Raw genomic sequence first — 20600 nt, 5'->3', positions numbered from 1 at the left:
CTCCCCTATCCCTGAAATTTTTTCATTCTGCCTTCCAGCCATGCTGGTGCTAAGAGACTGATGTCTTGCTTTCCTTCGTCCACATACTGTTGAATCGTTTTTAATCTCTGATTTTCATACGCTTGTTTCTCTTCCGCTAGTGTGAGCAGGTGTTCCGCCTTTTCCTGTGGAACGATGACGACTCCATCATCGTCAGCAATGACTAAATCACCTGGTGCTACTTTGACACCGCCGCACGAGATGGTTTGATTCAATTCCCCAGGACCATCTTTAAAAGGTCCGTTTGGCATAAACCCCTTACTGTATATAGGAAATGCCAGCTCCTCTAAAGAGAGTTTGTCGCGAACAAGCCCGTCAATCACGATTCCTTCTATTCCTACAGCCTTTGCTGAATGTGCCATCAATTCCCCTAAATATGCATGACCTTTATGGTCTTTTCCATCAACAATCAGTACATCTCCTTCTTTAGCAGAATAGATCGCTTGATGAAGAAATAAATTATCCCCTGGCCGTAAGCTAACGGTAAAAGCTGTCCCTACTATATTCATGCCTCTTGCAACAGGCTTAATTTGATGATCCATCGCTCCGGTGCATCCCATCACGTCTGACAGCAAGGTTGAGTTAAGCTTTCTTGCCCGATCTATTAGATCATTTGACACAAATTGAACAGTACTCATTGTTTCCATCATCCCCTTTGAGTTATATTCGTTACATTCAACTTTATTAAAGTAATATATATTACTTTCGTGACACGATCATACCATCTCGATTTTATTTAGTAAAGCGCTTTCATAAAAATTAAATGAAAAAAATGAGTCACCACACGACTAATGTGTTGTGTGATAACTCATTTTCGTTAACATATGATTGATTTGATCTAAACGAGGTTTTGTTCTTTCAGGGTCATTAATGGCTAAGGCACTTAAAATATAATCTACGATAAAGATAGCAGATACGACAGAGTTATGAGAGCCCACACTTGCTGAGGAACATGGTAATACATATTGTGCATACTTAGTTAGTGGAGAGCTGTAGCTGTCTGTAATTAAAAGCACTTCCACCCCATATGACTTCGCTGCCTCCAGCAAGTCCTTTATACGCTTTGCATAGCGAGGATAGCTGACCGCTATAATGAAATCATCAGATTGAAAATGAACGAGATCATCCACCCAGTCGCTTTTGTCCGCATCAATATATTGACAGTTCCCCAATAGCCGATTGATTCCAAATGACAGATACTCGCCAACAGGTCTTCCACTTCGGACACTTGTACACAGAACCTGGCGGGAGCTGGCTATTTTTTCAACAATATGCTGAAAGGTTTCTTCCGTGATATTGTCTAAAGCGTACTGGATATTTTGAAATTGCAGCTCCACATGGTTGTGCAGAAGCTTACTTTTATTTGAATGCTTGAGGTTCGCTTCAAGTCTCGTTTGAGGGGCAGCTTTATGCTTCATGTTTGATTGAAGCTCTTTTTGAAGCTCAGAGAAACCGGAATACCCTACAGCAGTAGAGAATCTCATGATGGTAGCTGTACTCGTCCCAACTTTTGAAGCCAATTTATCTACAGTTAAAAACGCGACCTCCATCGGATTGTGCACGATATAATCTGCAATTCTCCTTTGTGCCTCTGTTAATCCCGCGACCTTATGCTGAAGCTTATGTATGAAATCGTCCATTATTGCACCTGCCTATTCTATCGGCTTTATCTACGATCAAATTTTTTCTTTTCCCCCTATATTGTACACATTTGTCATCAAAAAAACAGCCAGCACGAATCTATCGTACTGGCTGCCTTTGTCGAGATCATTATAGTGCTTGAGCTGCTGTGATAAGCGCAAGATTGTAAACGTCTTCGGCATTACAGCCTCTTGAAAGATCGTTTACTGGCTGGTTTAAGCCTTGTAGGATTGGACCTACAGCTTCAAAATTACCTAAGCGCTGTGCAATTTTGTAGCCAATGTTTCCTGCTTCGAGGCTAGGGAAAACAAATACGCTGGCATCGCCTTTGATGACGGAATCTGGCGCTTTTTTCGCTGCTACTGAAGGAACGAAAGCTGCATCGAATTGGAATTCTCCATCAAGTACAAGCTCAGGTGCCTTTTCTTTTGCAATGCGAACTGCTTCTGATACTTTTTCTGTTTCGTCTGATTTAGCTGAGCCTTTAGTAGAGAAGCTAAGCATTGCCACACGTGATTCGATATCAAACATTTTTGCTGTGTTTGCACTTTCGATCGCAATTTCAGCTAGATCTTGGCTGTCTGGAGCAATGTTGATTGCACAATCAGCAAACACGTACTGCTCTTCGCCGCGAGCCATGATGAAGACGCCAGATGTTTTCTTTACGCCTTCTTTTGTTTTAATGATTTGAAGTGCTGGACGCACTGTGTCAGCAGTTGAGTGTGCCGCACCGCTCACAAGTCCGTCTGCAAGACCTTTATACACAAGCATTGTACCGAAGTAGTTTTCATCTAGTAATGCTTTTCTTGCTTGCTCTTCTGTTGCTTTGCCTTTACGTCTTTCTACGAAAGCTTGTACAAGCTCTTCAAAACCTTCATATGTATGTGGATCATACACATCAACACCATCAAGTGTAAGACCTAATTCTTTTGCTTTTGCTTCAACTTCTTGTTTTTTACCTACCACAATTGGCTGTAATACTTTGCCATCTGCTAGTTTTTGAACGGCTGTTAGAATGCGTTCGTCCATTCCCTCAGGAAAAACGATCTTTACTCCTTTACCTGCAACCTTTTCCTGAACTGTTGAAAAAATATCTGCCACTACAATACCCTCCTTGATTTTACAAAAAAAGCGTTCTCTTTTAAGCATACTCTTCTTCTACCTAAATTCAAACTACCAACTTATATTATAGCGCTTACAAATTAAATTCTTATTTTTCAAACTAATTTAATCAATTTTCATAAAAGCTGTTTTCTTCGTTCAAGTTTTGATCACATCTCCATTTGGACAAACTATGTTATAGTTGGAACAGATGGAAAACTGTTAATAGGAGTGAAAGAAATGAGCGAACAACATACAACAAATGAAGCAGCTCAAACACTAGATGGCTGGTATGCGCTGCATGATTTTAGAACGATCGACTGGACAGCTTGGAAGCTGCTGACAAGTGATGAGCGCCAAGCCATCATTCATGAGTTCACAGGTCTATTGGAAAAATGGAAAACAGCTGAGCAAGATAAAGCTGGGAGCCAAACAATCTATAGTATTGTCGGCCAAAAAGCAGATATTATGCTCATGATTTTACGTCCGACAATGGAAGAACTAGGTGAAATTGAACTTGAATTCAACAAAACACGACTAGCAGAATTTACGATTCCAGCTTATTCGTATGTTTCAGTTGTTGAGCTCAGCAACTACTTAGCAGGAGGCGGCGATGGCGGAGATCCTTACGAGAACCCGCATGTACGTGCGCGCCTATATCCAGAGCTTCCTTCTTCTCAATACGTGTGCTTCTATCCAATGGATAAAAGACGTTCTGGCAATGACAACTGGTACATGCTTTCCATGGATGAGCGTAAATCTCTTATGAGAAGCCATGGCTTAATTGGCCGAAGCTATGCTGGGAAAGTAAAACAGATCATTACAGGTTCTGTTGGTTTTGATGATTATGAGTGGGGCGTTACCCTTTTCTCTGATGACGTGCTTCAATTTAAAAAATTGGTTTATGAAATGCGCTTTGATGAAGTCAGTGCACGCTACGGCGAATTCGGTTCCTTCTTTGTTGGAAACCGTTTAGCAAACGAGCAGCTGGCGTCTTATTTCCATGTATGATAAACTCTTAAGGCTTCGGATCTTTCCGAAGCCTTTTTATGTATTTGTTTAGAAAGGTGATCACATCATGAGAAACATCATTTTCAGGATAAGTAAGAAACAAAACTAAATGAACATCATTTTATTTCTTTAGCCTGCTTTCAATAAATTGAAGTGTGTCGGCTGCTATTCTATTTCTAGATAGTACAATTCCAGCATGGCCACAACTGTATACGTGCCTTTTAGGTTGATTCCAGCTATTCCACAGAGTATCAGCATCATTTATGTCAATATACATGTCATATTTCCCTGATATTAAGAGTACATTTTCTTTGTCTACGAGAAGTTTTGCTTTACTAGGGTTCATAATATCCCAAGCTTTGTCGAGTTCTTCATACTCTGTTCCATGTTCCTCCAGATCTCTTCGTATATACTTCCCAGGAAGAGTGTTCCAGATGGAATGCGCAATATTATTCGCATAAAAAGCTGATACAACAATATTCACGTCTTTCTCGACTGTTGCTAATAAGTTTGTTAGCCACCCTCTTAAACTAATACCAACTACGATTATTTCCCCACCTTCATTTTCCTTGATCCATTTAATCAGCCCTCTAAGTTCAACAATAGCTTGCTGGGAGGATTGCACTGTTCGACTTATATTGGCACTAATCATCTGTTCACCAGAATATGTTGAATTTTGTGGTTCTCTATCGAAATGATAAGGCAGCGTGTAGTAATACATATTCCAATCATAATTTTTAACGATCTTATCATGATAAATCTTCTTGATTCTGTCGTATGAATCCATTCGCCATCCATGTACGAAGATTACATTGGGCTTGTGCTTTGACTCTTTTCGTAAAAACACTTCCCCAGAAACCTTATCATTCTTATCTACACCAGATTTGATGCTTGAATTAAAAGAAAATATTCCACTTTTTAAGTTTGCTGTATGGTTATCGATGTGAAATTCTAAATCAATTGGCTGAGCACTAAAAAAACGTTCCCTATTACCTACGTCAATAGGCAAATTATTATAGTGACTTTCTTTGCTTCTTGTTCTGTGCATATCCATTAATGCTGCGTAATCTATTACTTTTAAAAGCTTCAAAAAAATTAACTCCTTTGATCTCAAATTATTACTATAAAGGCTTTCTTTCTATCACGCTGAGCTGAAAGAAGACAAAGGGCTAAAATAAAGATCATTTTAGCCCTTTGTCAACAATCTGAAGCTTTTTATTTCACCACGGTCATTTCTGGCTCTTCTATTTGTTTTAAGCGTTCCTGAATGGGATGGGAAAAAGAGTGCTCTGACAAGACAATATGGGAGACGGTTTTTGTAAATCCAGACACTTCTTGAATAAAGGCTTCAATTTCTTCAAGAGACGAAACTGACAGCTTAATGAAAAAGCAAGACTGTCCTGCCACTCGATAAGCAAAAAAAGCGCGTGGGTGCTCGTTCATAAAAGCCACAAAACGCTGATACTCCCCATTTAACACCGTAACTTCCAGCAGGCAGTCAATCAGAAGCCCTAATTTTTTATAATTGACCTGAACAGAATACCCTTCGATAATCCCTGCGTCCTCTAATTTACGCACTCTTTCTGCTACCGCAGGTGCTGATAAATTCACTCGTTTGGACAATTCCCTCATGGATAAGCGGGCATCTTCTCTCAATTCATTTAAAATATGCACATCTACATCGGTGATTTTCATTCGTACCTCTCCTATCCAAAAATCGTTCCATTTGAAAAGTATTTGATGATAATACTTATGATGCGAAATGTAAAATAAAACTAAATAATGGTAGAATTTATTTTAACGGAATTGAATGAAAAAGCAAGTATGGAGGGATCACTTGATGAAAGAATCTTTAGACAGCCAGGCTTCTAAAACATTTCCCATCACACTTGCCATCGCACTCACACTTGGCGTTTTTGCGGCGGGATCGGAGGAACTGGTGATTTCACCACTGCTGCCTGATTTATCAAACTCCTTTCAGCACTCTCTTGATGTTCTCGCTCTTTCCATCAGCATTTATGGGTTAGCTGTGCTGGTTGGAGCTCCGCTTCTCGTTCCTTTAGGGGACCGGTATTCAAGAGAGCTGTGTTTGATAATTGGGCTGTCTTTCTTTTTGATTGGAACAGTGATGTGTGCTGCTGCCCCAAATTTGGCCGTGTTTTTTGCCGGCCGTGCTATTTCTGGGCTGGCGACTGGTGTATTTGTGCCAACAGCCTATGCTCTTGTGGGCGACCGGGTTCCATATGAATATCGCGGCAAAGTGATGGGACTCATTGTATCGAGCTGGTCTCTTTCTCTTGTCCTTGGTGTGCCCATTGGCGCTTTTATCGGTCAAAGTTTGAACTGGCGCTGGACATTTTGGATTTTCGCCATGATGAGTCTCGTTGTCCTGCTGCTCGTCATCCTTGAATCTCGAAAACAAGTCGCCACAGCTCATCCGAAGGCACCTCAAGCTAGGGAGAAATCAGGCTCTTTATGGGGGGCTTTGAAAATCGACCGTGTCCCTGCCTATTTGACCGTGACATTTTGTAACATGCTTGGATTTTATGGCATGTACTCATTTTTAGGAGCTTACCTGCAAAGTTTGTTTTCCGGAGGGCAATCAACAGCTGGACTTCTGATCATGGCTTATGGCGTTGGTTTTTCCATGAGTATATTTACCGGGAAATTAGCAGATTGGTTTGGCAAAACACGGTCTCTTTTCTTTGTGCTGGGCGGCATTACGCTCGTTCTTGCCTTACTTCCTTATGCCCCGTTCTCATGGACATTGCTCATTTTCGCTTTATTTATTTGGGGTGCCATGCAAAGTTTATCCGTCACGCTTTTGAGCACCGTCCTGAGCGACTGCTCCCAAACACACCGAGGCAAAGTGATGGCTTTTTACAGCCTTGCTTCCAATCTAGCCGTTATGCTTGGGTCCGCTTTGATGGGACCTGTTTATGTCCATTTCGGCTATCATACGGTAGGACTTGTATGTGCACTCATTACGCTCGTTGGTTTTCTCATCAGCTTCATCAGCTATAAACGTGAAAAAACCTTACAGCAGAAACATAAAAATACCTTTGAAACGTGAGCTCATTTCACTGCACATCTCGATATGTGCAGTTTTTTAGATCAATTTTTAATATTATCATAAAATACATTTTTTATAAATTATGTTGACAATTACCAATTTTATTTTTTATAATCTAGTAAAAATTTGAAAAAGATTGGATGGTAAACATGATCTTAAAGAATGATGTTTTTCATTTCAAAGAAGAGCCCATCGTTTCACCTAAGATGTTTACAGTCAATACATTAGGCCCTAAGGGGACAAGCAGTGAATATGCAGCAAAACATTTCATCTCTCATTCCACCACTACACTCGGCACTCATACGAAACTATCCCTTTACGACACATTCGAAACTTGCATTGAACATACTCTCTCTAACGCACTCCAATACACTCTCGTTCCACACGCATACGAAGGAATTAAACACTTCTACATGAGACCTGACCTGCAGCTTTTACAAATATTCAGATGTGACACGCCCATGTATGGTTTGGCTGTCAGACCAGATTTCCCCTTTCAAGAACAAATGCTTCAACATTTAAAAATTGTTTCTCATCCTGCACCTGTGAATTTGATTCAATATTTTATTCATCAAAATGCTGAATTTGAGCTTGTCAATTCTACAAGTACAGCCGCACAAAAAGTAAGAGACGGCGAATTTGATTTCGCTTTAACCAATGAGGTGGCTAGAGCTACATACGGCCTCACCTTCATTCGAACATTTAAAAGCATTCCTATGAGCTGGTCTATATTCGGAAAAGGAGAGATGTAACATGACGACTGAACAAAAGGTGCAAGAATTATATTTTCCTCAAGCGAAAAAACGAGAATGGGATAATGGTGTCATCCAATATTCTACTGTCAGAGGCGATACGGAAGTGTTAATTTCATACGTCCCTCCTCACACGATCATCGAACCTCACGAGCATCCAGAAGCACAAATCGGCATCGTATTAAAAGGCGAGCTTCAAATGACGGTCGGCCAATCGACCCAAGTGCTCACCCCATTAGAATCAGCCTATATTGCACCACCATTCGTTCCTCACAGCGCATCGAATTTGACAGATGAAGAAGTGATCGCCATTGATATTAAGAGATTAAAAGATGGCGAGGAATATACGGCTCCTCCTACTTATTTCTTAGACATTTTCAAAACGCGTAATTTGCTTCCTGGCATGGAAGTGACCTTTTTTGTGGAGGACTGGATGGAGCTTATGATTGCCAACATTCCGGGGAATGGCGGGGAAATGCCTTTTCATAAGCACCGTAATGAACAAATCGGGATTTGCATTAGCGGTGGTTACGATATGACGATTGAAGGCTTTACAGAGAAGATGGAATTTGGCACGACCTACTTCTGTGATCCAAAAGAAGATCACGGCGCCATTAATCCAAAGCCAGAAGCATCAAAATCTATTAATCTCTTCTTCCCTCCACGCTATAACCGTTTAAAGCCAAAAGCGTCTAAGGTGAAGAAATGAACATTGCCGGAAAAGTGGTCCTGATTACAGGAGGTGCGTCTGGGATTGGGCTTGCCGCCGTCAAGCTTTTCCTTGAACACGGAGCAAAAGTAGCTGTGGCTGATATTAATGAAGATAGCGGTAAACAACTTGTTGAATCATTGCCTCATGAACATGCTGCGTTTTTCAAAACAGATATTACAAATGAGGCTGACTGTCAAAAAACCGTTCAATCCGTGCTGAGCCAATTCGGGACAATTGATGTGTTGATTAACAATGCAGGCATCGAAATTGTCTCACCTATTCACGAGATGACACTGGAGGATTGGAACCACATTCTACAGGTCAACCTGACGGGTGTATTTCTCATGAGTAAGCATACATTGCCGCATATGCTTGAGAAGAAAAGCGGAAGTATTATTAATACTGGATCTGTCGGAGGACTCGTTGGCTGGCCGGACATTCCTGCATACAACGCAACAAAGGGCGGTGTCATCCAGCTCACCAAATCGATGGCGATCGACTATGCCGCTCATCAAATCAGGGTGAATTGTATCGCCCCAGGCATCATTGATACGCCATTAAATGAAAAATCCTTTTTAGACAATCATTCAGAAAGTCTTGAGTTTGTCAAAAAGGAAAAAGCAAAGGTGAATCCCTTGCTTCGTCTCGGAAAACCTGAAGAAATTGCGGGCGTGATGCTGTTTCTCGCCTCTGATCTATCCAGCTATATGACTGGAAGTGTTGTCACAGCAGATGGCGGTTACACCGCTAGATAAAAAGGAGTGCTTTCATTGAGTAAAAAAACCGTACTTGTCATTGCTGATTTAGGAGGATGCCCGCCCCATATGTTTTATGAAAGTGTGGCGGCATCTTATCATATCGTTTCTTATATCCCTAGACCTTTTGCCATTACAAAGGGTCACGCTGAACTAATAGAAAAATACTCCATTGCCGTCATCAAAGACCGCGATTATTTTGAGACACACCCTTCTTTTGAACACCCTGATTCTATTTACTGGGCACATGATGATTATTTGAAATCAGAGGAAGAGGTGGTGGATGACCTAGTCCGTGTGGCTTCCTTTTTCAAAGCTGATGCCATCACCACCAATAATGAATTATTTATTGCACCAATGGCAAAAGCCGCCGAGCGGCTGGGGCTGCGCGGCGCTGGGGTAAAGGCAGCTGAAATGGCGCGTGATAAAAGCCAAATGAGAGCTGCATTCAACGCTGCTGGTGTCAAAGCGGTGAAAACTCAGCCTGTCACGACTTTAGCTGATTTCCAGCAAGCTATTGAACATATCGGGACACCGCTTATTTTAAAGCCTACATATTTAGCAAGCTCCATTGGCGTGACCCTTTTTCATGACAGAGCCGGCAGTGATGATCTTTTTTTAAACGTACAATCCTACTTGCAAACAATTCCCGTCCCAAACGCTGTGACATATGAAGCACCATTTGTCGCTGAAACGTACTTAGAGGGTGCTTACGAGGATTGGTATCAAGAGGATGGCTATTCTGATTATGTCAGTGTAGAAGGATTAGTCGTGGAGGGAGAATATATCCCTTTTGTCATTCATGACAAGACCCCTCAAATCGGTTTTACAGAAACGGCTCATATTACTCCCTCGATACTAGACAATGAAGCCCAGCAAATCATCATTGAGGCAGCAAAGAAGGCAAATGAAGGGCTGGGCCTTGAAAACTGTGCGACCCATACAGAGATCAAGCTCATGAAAAATCGAGAAACGGGACTGATCGAATCCGCAGCTAGATTTGCTGGCTGGAATATGATTCCGAATATCAAAAAAGTGTTTGGGGTGGATATGGCCAAGTTGCTGATCGATGTATTAGTCGATGGAAAAAAAGCGGAGCTGCCAAAAGAGCTGCTTTCTGGACATACGCATTATATAGCAGACTGCCATTTGTACCCTCAGCATTTCAAAGAAAGCGGGCACATACCGGCAGATGCCACACATATCACCATTGATCATGTCCATATTCCGCAGGACGCTTTAGTTGGAGATACTGTGATCATCAGTGAAACCGTCCCATCTAAAGGCACCTTTGTGGATCTCTCTTTATTCGAAGCCTTTAATAGCATCGTGTCGCTTGAATTAAAAGGGTCATCCTCACAGGATGTTGCCGCATCCATCCGCAACTTACAGAAGCAAGCTGCCATTCAGTTAATGGATGAATTAGTGAAGGGATAGAAAGAGAGGGTAATGTGGTGAAGATCTTACCATCTAACGTGATTGAACGGCTGCCAGAACAGAAATTTGGAACCGTCTTTGAGAAAATTGCACATAAAGCACAAAACGGGGCGAACATCATAAACCTTGGGCAGGGAAATCCTGATCTTCCGACTCCTGCACATATCGTAAGCGCCCTTCAAGAGGCAGCAGGCACTTTAGAGTTTCAGCAGTATGCACCTTTTAGAGGCTTCGACTTTTTCAAGCAAGCCATTGCAGATTTCTACAAAAAGGAGTTCGGCACTGAGATAGACCCACAGAAAGAAGTGGCCCTTTTCAATGGGGGGAAAACAGGCCTTTATGTCATGAGTCAGTGTCTGCTTGACCCCGGGGACATTGCCCTCGTCCCCGATCCAGGATACCCAGAATATCATTCTGGGATCTTGATGGCAGACGCAAAGCCCTACTGCATCAAACTTGAATCGAAAAATGGCTATTTGCCGAATCTCTCTTCAATTGATCCGGAGGTGCTCAAAAAGGCAAAGGTTCTTTTCTTAAATTATCCGAATAACCCAACAGGTGCTGTGGCAAATGATGCATTTTTTGAAGAGGCTGCTGATTTCGCATCGGCTCACGGACTACATGTCATTCATGATTTTGCCTATGGTTCATTTCATTATGAGCAAAAACCAGTAAGCTTTCTGAATGCTCCTCTTGGAAAAAGTGTAGGAGTAGAATTATATTCTCTATCCAAAACATTTAATATGGCAGGGTGGAGAGTCGCTTTTTCTGTAGGTAATGAGGACATCATCCAAGCAATTAACGCCTTCCAAGATCATGTGTTTGTCAGTATGTATGGAGGATTTCAACAAGCCGCAACCGTCGCCTTACAAAGTGATGACCGTCACATTCAATCATTAAAAGAGGTCTACCTTGAACGAATTCACTTCTTCATCCGTCAGGCAGAAAAGCAGCTAGGATGGTCCATCGAACATCCAGCTGGCGCCTTTTATTTATGGGCTCCAATCCCTGATGAGTTTGAACATTCTCATGCATTTGCAGACTATTTACTCGAACATACTGATGTCGTTGTCACGCCTGGGGGTGTGTTTGGAGCACATGGAAAACGTCATGTCCGCATCTCAATGGTTGCTCCAATAGAACAGCTTGCCCTGTTTATCGACCGGCTTCGCATTCTTCCGATTCGCTTTAATCAAAAAAACCGCATATAGCGGTTTTTTTGATGCTATATACTTTTCATCGCTCCACCATCGACAGATATTTGTTGTCCTGTAAGATAGGAGGCTTCCTCTGATGCGATAAAAGCGGCCAATGAAGCCATTTCACTCGCTGAGCCCACTCGTTGCATTGGAATTCCTGACGCTACAGCCTGTACAGCTTCTTCCCGCGTTAATGCCTGTTTACGCATCATGTTTCCGATAAATTGTTCATACCGATCTGTAGCAATAAATCCCGGGTTTAAACAATTCACTGTGATCCCTGAAGATGCAAGCTGTGTGGCAGCATTTTTACTAGCATTGATAATCGCTGCATTCATCATACTGTTCGTAAACATTTGGTCACCGGGTTCCTTCCATAGGTTCCCGACAATTTGAATGATCCGGCCATACTCATGTCGTTTCATCATCGCTGCTGCACGCTTCATCGTATCAATGTACGCAATGGCTTTTTGAGAAAATACTGCCATCATCTGCTCGCTGTCACATGAATCAAAGGTATCCGGCTTCCCCCCTGGAATGTTATTAATCAACACATCCAGTCTACCAAACTCTTTTTCTATTTTCGTAAAAGCGTCAGCCCTCACTCCTTCATCTGACATGTCGCCACAGAAAAGAGCCACCGGCTCCTTTGTTTCTGCCATACGCCCAATGTCCTGCTGCGCTTCTTCTAGTGAGGATTGATTTCTAGAATTGATGATGACCTTTACATGGTCTTGAGCGGCAAGCTTAATGGCGATGGCCTTTCCAATCCCTGTACTTGCTCCTGTTACAAATGCAATTCTTTTAGACAAACTCATCCACATCCCTTTTCTTATCAGCTTCGTACATATACATAAAATGACACATATAGAATGTATTTCAACAAAAAAAGACCTTTCTCCTGCGAAAGGCCCCTCGTTCTCTATTTAAATGTCGTTTCCCAATCAAACCCGATCATTTCGTCATTCCAGGCGATTCGCTTTTCATCTGGGTTTTTCGGGTCATACGATTCTGTTGTGAAATACACAATTTGCAGCGGCGTCTCACCTAATACACGGTAGCCATGTGCGACACCCTTTGGGATGAGAAGCAGCATCGGATTGTCTTCTCCCATATAATACACATCGGTTTGCCCCTTTGTGGGAGAGTCCTCACGCAAATCATATAACACGACCTGTGCATGACCTGTGGGGAAGAACCAAACGTCGTCTTGTTTTTCATGATAATGAAAGGCTTTGATCACGCCTGGAAAGCTTTTCGACCATGACGCCTGCCCAAAGCGTTTCAGCATCGGTTCATCATCTCGAATGAGCTCTGCAAAAAAGCCGCGGTCATCACAATGTTTCATGAGTTTTTTCGTTTCAACACCATCAATCATGCTGATGCCATCTCCCTTCTTTCTGCAAGTATTCGTGAAGTGCATCCTTCCAATGCCTCGGCTGCCAGCCTGTGGCTTCAATCGCTTGAAGATCTAAGACAGAATAGGCCGGGCGTGGCGTTTGGAAGCCGTACTCTTCCGTGGTAATCGGCTCAATTGTGGTGGACAAGCCGCTTTTCATCACAATTTCTGACGCAAAATCAAACCAGGAACAGCTTTCTCGGTTACTGACATGGTACACGCCTGCCTTCTGATCAAACAAATGAATCAGAGCCTCAGCTACATCCTTTGTATAAGTAGGAGACCCTATCTGATCGTTCACAATGCGTAAATGATCCTTCGTTTCAGCGAGCCGAAGAATGGTATTCACAAAATTATGCCCCTCATGTCCGTAAAGCCACGAGGTACGAATGATTTTCACTTCGTCTGATACAAGCTGAATCAATTCCTCACCAAGCTTTTTACTCTTTCCATAAATGGTTTGAGGATCTGCTTGTGCATCGACTTGGTAAGGGGTGTCCGCCTGCCCGTCAAACACATAATCTGTACTGACATGTAACACATCAGCCCCTGCGCGCTTTGCTTCTAATGCTGTATAGTAGGCGCCAATACCATTCACAAGATACGCCTTTTCGGTTTCTGTTTCACATTGATCAACAGATGTATAGGCTGCTGCACTGACAACAATATCAGGCTGATAGTGTCTCATCGCATGCCTGACTGCTTGCTGGTCTGCGATATTGAGCATGTTCCTCGTTAAGGCAATGACGGTCATGTCTTTTTCCTTGAGCTGCCTGCTCAATTCTTTCCCTAATTGGCCGCCTGCACCGGTGATTAAAACTTTCATCCGTCACCCTTCTTCGCTCTGATCGTATTTGGTTCGATACCAATTGATCGTTTTTTCGATACCTTCTTCAAATGACGTCTCCTGCGTCCAGCCGAGCTCGCCTTTTAGCTTACTGGCATCAATGGCATACCGTCTGTCATGTCCTTTTCGATCTTGAATAAACGCAATTTGATCATGACTGATTCCGAGCTGTGATAAAATCGTTTTGGTCAAATCGAGATTTGTTTTCTCATTGCCGCCGCCAATATTGTATACCTGCCCCGCTGTGCCATTTTCGAGCACCTGCTTCACAGCTCTCGCATGGTCCTCTACATACAGCCAATCGCGAATTTGCTGACCGTCTCCATAAATTGGGATGTTTTCTCCATTGACTGCTTTTCTAATAATGGTTGGTATTAATTTTTCCTCATGCTGATACGGTCCGTAATTGTTGCTGCATCGTGTAATCATCGCGGGTAATTGGTGAGTGTGGATATAGGATTTCACAAGCAGGTCTGAACTCGCCTTGCTTGCTGAATAAGGATTATTCGGTGAAAGTGGTGTTTGTTCTGTGAAAGCAGGATCATCTGGCTCCAAATCTCCATATACTTCATCTGTTGAAATATGAATGAGCTTTTTCGCCTTTCCTTTTAAGACCGCTTCAAGCATACGATACGTTCCGAGGACATTTGTTTGAATAAATGGCTCTGCCGATTCAATGCTGCGATCAACATGCGATTCTGCCGCAAAGTGAATGATCGCATCATAGACTTCGTCAAAGGCTTGATCCAGCTCATGCTGAAGGGTAATATCCCCTTGAATAAAACGAAAATGAGACAACTTTATTAATTCATCCATCTCCTCTGGGTGACTGGCGTACGTTAATTTATCAAAAACGGTGAGCCGGACGTCTGCATCCTGAAGCATCAGCTTCACAAAATTTAGTCCGATAAAACCCGCTCCGCCTGTAATTAAATAAGACTTCGTCATTCGGATCCCTCTTTTTTCTTCATCGTTTCAAACATCTTCGCAGATGCTTGGTGGAGAGATTCATGTGTTCCTGCATCAATCCACCACCCTTTTAACATATCATAGGTCAGCTGGCTATTTGAGATATAGAGATTGTTCACGTCTGTAATCTCTAATTCGCCTCGATCTGACGGCGAGATTCTCTCAATATATTGAAAAACTTCTTGATCATAAAAATAGATGCCCGTGACGCAGTAGGATGAGCGCGGATGCTCCGGCTTTTCCTCTATTGATAAAATCTGATGGCGGGCGGCATCAATTTCTGCAATACCAAACCGCTTTGGATCTGCCACTTCTTTCAACAGAACCTTGGCTCCACTTTCTTGCTGCTGAAAAGCTTCAACAAAAGGGCTTAGCGAATCCTCAAATACATTGTCACCAAGCATCAGCACAAACTTCTCCCCTTCTACAAAGGGCTTTGCATAGGATAAACCGTCTGATATCCCAGACGCTTCAGGCTGTACCTGATATACGATGTTCATCCCCAGTTCCTGATCGCTTTCAAGCAGCTTTTGAAACAGCGGGATTTGTTCTTCTTGTGATATGACCATCACATCTAAAATCCCTGCTTCCTTCAATTTGAACAATGACCAATAAATCATTGGATATGGACCAACCGGCAATAAATGTTTATTGAAAATCTTCGTTAAAGGCGCCAGTCGTGATCCCTTTCCTCCTGCTAAAATAACTCCCTTCACATTTACACATCCTTATGTTCTTTTTGGTGATGATTCATGAGGTGTATAAGAATGTTTTTCACTCGTTCAGTTCCTTTTCCATCTATGAGTGTCCGTCCATTGAGATGAATGCTTCTGCGGAGAAAATAGCTGCCGGACAGTCTTTCCACAGCACGCCGAATATCTTTTTCATCCACAAGTTCACCTAATCCAAGATGGTGACAGGCTCCCTTTTGCGCAAAACGAGCGGCTGTCACTTCTTGGTGGTCTACTTGTGAAAGGACAATGCTGGGCACTCCGATACAAACTGCCTCGTATAACGTCATCCCGCCAGCCACTATTGCCAGATCGGCTTCCGAGAGACGCGCAGGTAATTGATCTGTATGACGAATGAATTGAATATGCTCAGCCTCTATTTGTTCTTCAATGCGGGAGGCTTTTCCTGTAATCGCTAAAATGTGTAGGTGATCAGCTTCGAGAAGTGCTGATACAGCCTTTGATAACAATCCGCGCGGGTCACTGCCTCCAAGGCTGATGACCACCTTTTTGCATTCTTTTCGAACCTCGTATGTGTCTTTTAATCGGCTTATCTCTTGATCTAACAATAAATACGGTGTTCCATCAAAATATGCTGTCCCATCTACTTGCATGTGCTTTTCGTCCAGACCGCCATAAATGCCGTTCACAACAGCATTGGCAAGCTGACACGCTTCTGCTCTATTTTCTTCGAATAAAACCAGCTTTGCAGAGCCGGAGGACACTTTGATCGATCGAAGAAATTGGAGGTCACAATCAAGTACATCAATCAGCAAAAGATCAGGATTCAGCTCTTTTATGTCCTTTTCCATCTGAAGGAATGCCTTCGACTCCTGCACCAAATGAACGTGCCAATTTGGACCTGAGATCATTTCTACACAGATCTGTTCATTTGTATAGAAATATAAGTCGTTTCCTTCTTGAAGCAGTTGATTTGCCAGCCGTTTCATTCTGACAACATGCCCCATTCCTCTTAAAAACCCGCCATACACAACAATCATGATTTTCTTGTTCATTCAGCATCCTTCTGTTTCACAAATTGATTCAATCGAACAATATCAGGATCTTGTTCGCAAATGGTGATGAGTTCAGCCGTAGGCACATTAATGGATCCGCCAGCTCTCTCTAGTAAACGGGTCGCAAACTCATAATCTTCTTCTGTATCAATCGTGAATCGATAAGCAGGATATGCAAGTTCTTTGGGCGGTGTGAATAATTGCAGATGAAATTGCTCAGGATGCTTTCTGATATAGAGCGTGACATGCTCACGCTCTGGCTGCGTAAGGGGAAAATTGTCGATTTCACTTAAAATCTGTGCGTCGATCATTTCCCCGGAAATACCGAGTGGTGTGCCAGTCGTATACGTGTAATCAGCCTTCTCTTGTCTATGTTTTTCAAGCATTTTCGACAAAAGGGCCGGATCTATAAATGGGTTATCTCCTGTTAAACGCACAATGATTTGCGGTTCAAAATGACGGACAATCTGTGCAAATCGCTGCAATACATCTGTCTCACTGCCACGAAATACTTTATATCCCTTTGAGAGACAATAATGAGCCAGCAGATCATCTTCTGCCTCAACTGTTGTGGCGATCATGAGGTTCTGCGTTTTGTGATTGTAATGATCTGATTGCTTTACTCGTTCAACAATCAGGTCGATCAGCGCCATACCGCCGATCGGTTTCATCACCTTTTTGGGCAGCCTTGTTGAGCCCATTCTCGCCTGTATGACAAAGAGGACATCATTAATCATTTGGCGTCTCCTGCGTGAGTACATCTTTCCACGAAACCCCTGTATGGGCTGGGATATCTCTGACAGCCTTTGCGCCAAGTAAAATAGACATATACCGCGGATGCAGACCTTGGCTTTTTTGTCCTGGACGTAACACGGCTAGATTTTCTGCGGTCAATGCCTCGCCCTTCGCAATGCCTTTTGTCGTAAAAATGCCTCGATACGCAAATTCACGAATCTTGCCTTCAATAGCTGTTGTCGTTTTATAAGAACTGCCAAGGAGCTCTTCTGGCACTGAATGAGTGTCAGCTTCTTTTAGATGCCGCTGCTTTTCTGCCGCTCGAATATGCTGAACCATTTCCTTCAATTCATCAGGATCAAGAGCAAAGGAATGATCAGCCCCAGGTAACGTTTTATCTACTGTAAAATGCTTTTCAATGATTGCTGCACCAAGCTTCACAGCGGCCACTGGCGCATCAGTCGGATGCTCACTATGATCAGAAAAGCCAATGACTGCATCGGGAAATGCCGCAGCTAATGTTTGAAGCACTCGCAGGTTCGTGTAAGCTCTAGGTGCTGGATACTTTGCTACGCAATGCATGATAGCGACCTGCTGATTTTGTTCGCTTGTAATCGCCTCATATGCTTCATGGACATCTGAAATGGTTGCCCCGGCTGTTGAGAAAATAATGGGCTTTTGAAAAGATGCCGTGTGACGCATAAGCGGCAAATGATTGATTTCATAGGATGCCAGTTTGAAAGCCGGCGGATCAGTCTGATTCAACAGATCCGCAGATTCTTCGTCACACACTGTGCTTAAAAAAATCAGCCCTTTTTCCGCGCAGCGTGACAATAACACCGGGAGCCATTCTGGCGGCAGCTCCATTTTTTCTACTAAAGAAAAAATGGACACCTCTTCTCCCTTGGCTGTTTCATACAAACCCGGTTCCTTTTGATACATCCGATCAGCTTGAAACATTTGAAACTTCACCGCATCGGCACCTGCTTCTTTTGCCACATCAATTAAAGCAAGTGCCTGATCCAGCTTTCCATCATGGTTAATGCCTGCCTCTGCAATGATAAAGACAGGCGCACCATCCCCCACTTTGCGATCTCCGATATAGAAATGCGCCATCTTACCTCTCTCCTTTTTTCGGCCACACATGGTAATACAAGAAGGCATTTTTTGTTCTAAAGCCCAGCTTTTCGTAAAGCTGAATCGCGGTTGTGTTATGCATCTGAGTTCCGGCTGACATAAACCGATGCCCTCTCTCATAAGAGGCGTTTATCACCGCCATAACCAGCTTTTTTCCGATCCCTTTTCCTTGTGCATCCGGTCTAATGGACAATAAATCAAGTATCAGTTCATCGCCCTTTGTTACACCTTGAATCAATCCAATGACTTCACCGTTCACCTTTGCCGCGAGATTGATATCTGCACGTCCGAGTAGATTGTTTCTCATCCATTCCTGAAAGAAATGCTGGACGACATTCTGATCTAGAAAAGGATCAAGTGCATACCGGCTTTTCCCAAAAGCCTGATGAGCAAGTGACACCGCCTCATCGTATTCCTTTTCATCCGGAAGACTGATGACCACATCTTCACCTGTTGATGTTATTTCCATTTGAACAGGGGGCGCCTCAAGACGAGTGAGACCGCCTACATAGTACACATGTGCCAGCCTTTGGACGATGCGGTTTTTTTCAAGATCAGACGCTTCAAGACGTAAAAAGAAAAAATCGCATTTTTCTGTTCTCATCCAATTGATGAAACGCTCCATCAATTCTTGAAAAGCTGACGCTGACTCCGCTTCTATAAACTTCACATGAAAAATATGCTGATCAAAAATGCCGCTTTCCCATTTTGACCATTCATATAACAGGACCGCTTTGAGCTGGGCGCCATTAACAAGAGCAAACTGCTTGAAGGCGTTCATTTGTTCCGCTTGTTGGCCGTATTTCTCCAGCCAAGCCGCCAGCACCTGATCATCGATGGAATGAACGACCTTCATGATGATGCCTTCTGTTCTTTTAAAATAGACAACACCGCTGTGATAACATCCTGCACATCTTCATCTGTCATACTCGGATAGAGCGGCAGTGAGAGCGTCTGCTTGTAGTATGCGAGTGACTTAGGGAAATTCTCTGGTGAATAGTGATACGTTTGTTGATAGTATGGATGCAAGTGAACAGGGATAAAGTGAACACTCGTGCCGATTTTATATTCCGTTTGCAGCTGATCAATCAGTTCATCACGCGTGATGAATGCTTCTTTTGGATTTACTTGCAGTACATACAAATGCCATGCATGTCTTCCTTCTTGATGCACAGGCGGTAGAATCAGGCCCGCTTCTTTTTGAAAAGCCTGATTGTATGCTTTCGCAATCTGTTCTCTCCGTGCCTGCATGTCATCTAGTCGGCTTAGCTGAACAAGCCCTAACGATGCCTGCACGTCAAACATATTCATTTTATAACCAGGTTCCTCGACCTCGTAATACCACGTTCCTTTTTCTCCATAACGATTCCACGCTCCCTTACTCATCCCATGGAGCGCTAGTCGTCTAATTCGATCCGCAAGCGCATCATCATTTGTTGTCAGCATGCCGCCTTCACCAGTCGCTAGGTTTTTCGTTGCATAAAAGCTAAAAGCGGTCGCATCACCAATGGATCCAACGGGCTGACCGTGGTATGTTGTGTAAAGAGCATGGGCAGCATCTTCAAGTACAAATAGATCATACTTTTTGGCAATCGCTAGAATCCGGTCCATATCGCACGATTGACCAGCAAAGTGAACAGGGACAATTGCTTTTGTATGTGGTGTTATGGCCGCTTCTATTTTCTCTGCATCCAGATTGAGTGTTGCTGGATCAATATCGACAAATATAGGCGCTGCTCCCGTATGGATGATTGTATTTGCTGTTGCGCAGAATGTCAGAGGTGTTGTAATCACCTCATCCCCAGTCCCAATCCCTCTTGCCTTTAACGCTAAAAATAAAGCAGCCGTACATGAATTGACTGCGATCGCATGTTTTGCACCGGTCAGCTGCTGAAATTCTTCTTCAAACTGTCTTACTTTTGGTCCAGTTGACAGCCAGCCGGACTTTAATGTTCCGATGACTTCATCGATTTCTTCCTGCTCAATGAAAGGCAGAGCATAAGGAAGAAATTGTGCTCTCTTTTTTCCCATATCGCATGCACACCC

General features: G+C 43.0%; 22 protein-coding genes. 7 read left to right on the top strand and 15 right to left on the bottom strand.

What is annotated here, in order from left to right:
• Positions 1 to 5 precede the first annotated feature (5 nt).
• From C9414_RS01325 to pta, 3 genes are all read right to left on the bottom strand, one after another.
• Positions 6 to 677 (bottom strand): RraA family protein, encoded by a 672-nt coding sequence (locus C9414_RS01325; protein WP_080967156.1) that lies wholly within the window; start codon positions 675 to 677, stop codon positions 6 to 8.
• Positions 678 to 827: 150 nt separating this feature from the next.
• Positions 828 to 1679 carry a MurR/RpiR family transcriptional regulator gene (locus C9414_RS01320; RefSeq protein ID WP_107162909.1) on the bottom strand — a complete coding sequence of 284 codons (852 nt, stop codon included), beginning with the start codon at positions 1677 to 1679 and terminating at the stop codon, positions 828 to 830.
• Positions 1680 to 1809: 130 nt separating this feature from the next.
• Entirely contained in the window at positions 1810 to 2781 is a 972-nt protein-coding gene (pta, locus tag C9414_RS01315; RefSeq protein ID WP_107162908.1) for a phosphate acetyltransferase, read from the bottom strand.
• Positions 2782 to 3021: 240 nt separating this feature from the next.
• Here pta and hemQ point away from each other — a divergent pair, with 240 nt between their 5' ends.
• Positions 3022 to 3792: a hydrogen peroxide-dependent heme synthase gene (gene hemQ / locus C9414_RS01310; RefSeq protein WP_024423793.1), complete on the top strand. Its 771-nt coding sequence runs from the start codon at positions 3022 to 3024 to the stop codon at positions 3790 to 3792.
• Between the two features lie 121 nt (positions 3793 to 3913).
• On the opposite strand, the gene C9414_RS01305 is transcribed toward hemQ, so the two are convergent.
• Both C9414_RS01305 and C9414_RS01300 read right to left on the bottom strand, forming a co-directional pair.
• Entirely contained in the window at positions 3914 to 4882 is a 969-nt protein-coding gene (locus tag C9414_RS01305) for an alpha/beta hydrolase family protein (RefSeq protein ID WP_107162907.1), read from the bottom strand.
• Positions 4883 to 5007: 125 nt separating this feature from the next.
• Positions 5008 to 5487, bottom strand: coding sequence for an Lrp/AsnC family transcriptional regulator (locus C9414_RS01300; protein WP_041087746.1), 480 nt, complete (start codon positions 5485 to 5487; stop codon positions 5008 to 5010).
• A 145-nt stretch (positions 5488 to 5632) separates the two neighbouring features.
• On the opposite strand from C9414_RS01300, the gene C9414_RS01295 reads away from it, so the two are divergent.
• From C9414_RS01295 to C9414_RS01270, 6 genes are all read left to right on the top strand, one after another.
• A complete protein-coding gene (locus C9414_RS01295) occupies positions 5633 to 6865 on the top strand; it encodes an MFS transporter (RefSeq protein WP_107162906.1) in 1233 nt (410 codons plus the stop codon).
• A 149-nt stretch (positions 6866 to 7014) separates the two neighbouring features.
• Positions 7015 to 7617, top strand: a complete 603-nt coding sequence (locus C9414_RS01290; RefSeq protein ID WP_107162905.1) for a type 2 periplasmic-binding domain-containing protein — start codon at positions 7015 to 7017, stop codon at positions 7615 to 7617.
• 1 nt (position 7618) lies between these two features.
• A complete protein-coding gene (gene bacB, locus C9414_RS01285) occupies positions 7619 to 8326 on the top strand; it encodes a 3-((4R)-4-hydroxycyclohexa-1,5-dien-1-yl)-2-oxopropanoate isomerase (protein ID WP_107162904.1) in 708 nt (235 codons plus the stop codon).
• On the top strand, positions 8323 to 9084 hold the full coding sequence (locus C9414_RS01280; protein ID WP_107162903.1) for a glucose 1-dehydrogenase: 762 nt from the start codon (positions 8323 to 8325) through the stop codon (positions 9082 to 9084). The genes bacB and C9414_RS01280 overlap by 4 nt, the downstream gene beginning before the upstream one ends.
• A gap of 15 nt (positions 9085 to 9099) precedes the next feature.
• Positions 9100 to 10521 carry an alanine--anticapsin ligase gene (gene bacD / locus C9414_RS01275; protein WP_107162902.1) on the top strand — a complete coding sequence of 474 codons (1422 nt, stop codon included), beginning with the start codon at positions 9100 to 9102 and terminating at the stop codon, positions 10519 to 10521.
• Positions 10522 to 10538: 17 nt separating this feature from the next.
• On the top strand, positions 10539 to 11732 hold the full coding sequence (locus C9414_RS01270; protein ID WP_181286090.1) for a pyridoxal phosphate-dependent aminotransferase: 1194 nt from the start codon (positions 10539 to 10541) through the stop codon (positions 11730 to 11732).
• A 14-nt stretch (positions 11733 to 11746) separates the two neighbouring features.
• Here C9414_RS01270 and C9414_RS01265 read toward each other — a convergent pair whose 3' ends face one another.
• The 10 genes from C9414_RS01265 to C9414_RS01220 all read right to left on the bottom strand — a co-directional run bounded on the left by C9414_RS01265 (position 11747) and on the right by C9414_RS01220 (position 20585).
• Positions 11747 to 12538, bottom strand: a complete 792-nt coding sequence (locus C9414_RS01265) for an SDR family oxidoreductase (protein ID WP_306460553.1) — start codon at positions 12536 to 12538, stop codon at positions 11747 to 11749.
• Positions 12539 to 12642: 104 nt separating this feature from the next.
• A complete protein-coding gene (locus C9414_RS01260) occupies positions 12643 to 13098 on the bottom strand; it encodes a dTDP-4-dehydrorhamnose 3,5-epimerase family protein (RefSeq protein WP_107162899.1) in 456 nt (151 codons plus the stop codon).
• A complete protein-coding gene (gene rfbD, locus C9414_RS01255) occupies positions 13091 to 13945 on the bottom strand; it encodes a dTDP-4-dehydrorhamnose reductase (RefSeq protein ID WP_107162898.1) in 855 nt (284 codons plus the stop codon). The genes C9414_RS01260 and rfbD overlap by 8 nt, the downstream gene beginning before the upstream one ends.
• A 3-nt stretch (positions 13946 to 13948) precedes the next feature.
• Positions 13949 to 14914 carry a dTDP-glucose 4,6-dehydratase gene (gene rfbB / locus C9414_RS01250; protein WP_107162897.1) on the bottom strand — a complete coding sequence of 322 codons (966 nt, stop codon included), beginning with the start codon at positions 14912 to 14914 and terminating at the stop codon, positions 13949 to 13951.
• Positions 14911 to 15651 (bottom strand): sugar phosphate nucleotidyltransferase, encoded by a 741-nt coding sequence (locus tag C9414_RS01245; RefSeq protein ID WP_107162896.1) that lies wholly within the window; start codon positions 15649 to 15651, stop codon positions 14911 to 14913. The genes rfbB and C9414_RS01245 overlap by 4 nt, the downstream gene beginning before the upstream one ends.
• A gap of 2 nt (positions 15652 to 15653) precedes the next feature.
• Positions 15654 to 16682 (bottom strand): PseG/SpsG family protein, encoded by a 1029-nt coding sequence (locus C9414_RS01240; protein ID WP_107162895.1) that lies wholly within the window; start codon positions 16680 to 16682, stop codon positions 15654 to 15656.
• On the bottom strand, positions 16679 to 17419 hold the full coding sequence (locus C9414_RS01235; protein ID WP_107162894.1) for a cytidylyltransferase domain-containing protein: 741 nt from the start codon (positions 17417 to 17419) through the stop codon (positions 16679 to 16681). Before C9414_RS01235 ends, C9414_RS01240 begins: the two co-directional genes overlap by 4 nt.
• The gene (locus tag C9414_RS01230) at positions 17412 to 18533 is read right to left on the bottom strand and encodes an N-acetylneuraminate synthase family protein (protein ID WP_107162893.1); all 1122 of its coding nucleotides are present in this window, start codon (positions 18531 to 18533) and stop codon (positions 17412 to 17414) included. Before C9414_RS01230 ends, C9414_RS01235 begins: the two co-directional genes overlap by 8 nt.
• A 1-nt stretch (position 18534) precedes the next feature.
• Entirely contained in the window at positions 18535 to 19410 is an 876-nt protein-coding gene (locus tag C9414_RS01225; protein ID WP_107162892.1) for a GNAT family N-acetyltransferase, read from the bottom strand.
• Positions 19407 to 20585, bottom strand: coding sequence for a DegT/DnrJ/EryC1/StrS family aminotransferase (locus tag C9414_RS01220; protein ID WP_107162891.1), 1179 nt, complete (start codon positions 20583 to 20585; stop codon positions 19407 to 19409). The genes C9414_RS01225 and C9414_RS01220 overlap by 4 nt, the downstream gene beginning before the upstream one ends.
• Positions 20586 to 20600: the final 15 nt, after the last annotated feature.

It is taken from the genome of Bacillus sp. Nf3, from assembly GCF_003028545.1.
Lineage (GTDB): Bacteria > Bacillota > Bacilli > Bacillales > Bacillaceae > Bacillus > Bacillus safensis.
Note: the sequence above shows the minus strand (reverse complement) of the source record. Positions and strands in the feature narration are given on the sequence as shown.

Excerpts from the sequence above, each read along its gene's own strand:
- C9414_RS01325 (WP_080967156.1), bottom strand. The coding sequence starts at position 677 with ATGAGTACTGTTCAATTTGTGTCAAATGATCTAATAGATCGGGCAAGA.
- C9414_RS01320 (WP_107162909.1), bottom strand. The coding sequence starts at position 1,679 with ATGGACGATTTCATACATAAGCTTCAGCATAAGGTCGCGGGATTAACA.
- hemQ (WP_024423793.1), top strand. The coding sequence starts at position 3,022 with ATGAGCGAACAACATACAACAAATGAAGCAGCTCAAACACTAGATGGC.
- C9414_RS01300 (WP_041087746.1), bottom strand. The coding sequence starts at position 5,487 with ATGAAAATCACCGATGTAGATGTGCATATTTTAAATGAATTGAGAGAA.
- C9414_RS01295 (WP_107162906.1), top strand. The coding sequence starts at position 5,633 with ATGAAAGAATCTTTAGACAGCCAGGCTTCTAAAACATTTCCCATCACA.
- C9414_RS01290 (WP_107162905.1), top strand. The coding sequence starts at position 7,015 with ATGATCTTAAAGAATGATGTTTTTCATTTCAAAGAAGAGCCCATCGTT.
- bacB (WP_107162904.1), top strand. The coding sequence starts at position 7,619 with ATGACGACTGAACAAAAGGTGCAAGAATTATATTTTCCTCAAGCGAAA.
- C9414_RS01280 (WP_107162903.1), top strand. The coding sequence starts at position 8,323 with ATGAACATTGCCGGAAAAGTGGTCCTGATTACAGGAGGTGCGTCTGGG.
- C9414_RS01265 (WP_306460553.1), bottom strand. The coding sequence starts at position 12,538 with ATGAGTTTGTCTAAAAGAATTGCATTTGTAACAGGAGCAAGTACAGGG.
- C9414_RS01260 (WP_107162899.1), bottom strand. The coding sequence starts at position 13,098 with ATGATTGATGGTGTTGAAACGAAAAAACTCATGAAACATTGTGATGAC.
- rfbD (WP_107162898.1), bottom strand. The coding sequence starts at position 13,945 with ATGAAAGTTTTAATCACCGGTGCAGGCGGCCAATTAGGGAAAGAATTG.
- rfbB (WP_107162897.1), bottom strand. The coding sequence starts at position 14,914 with ATGACGAAGTCTTATTTAATTACAGGCGGAGCGGGTTTTATCGGACTA.
- C9414_RS01240 (WP_107162895.1), bottom strand. The coding sequence starts at position 16,682 with ATGAACAAGAAAATCATGATTGTTGTGTATGGCGGGTTTTTAAGAGGA.
- C9414_RS01235 (WP_107162894.1), bottom strand. The coding sequence starts at position 17,419 with ATGATTAATGATGTCCTCTTTGTCATACAGGCGAGAATGGGCTCAACA.
- C9414_RS01230 (WP_107162893.1), bottom strand. The coding sequence starts at position 18,533 with ATGGCGCATTTCTATATCGGAGATCGCAAAGTGGGGGATGGTGCGCCT.
- C9414_RS01225 (WP_107162892.1), bottom strand. The coding sequence starts at position 19,410 with ATGAAGGTCGTTCATTCCATCGATGATCAGGTGCTGGCGGCTTGGCTG.
- C9414_RS01220 (WP_107162891.1), bottom strand. The coding sequence starts at position 20,585 with ATGGGAAAAAAGAGAGCACAATTTCTTCCTTATGCTCTGCCTTTCATT.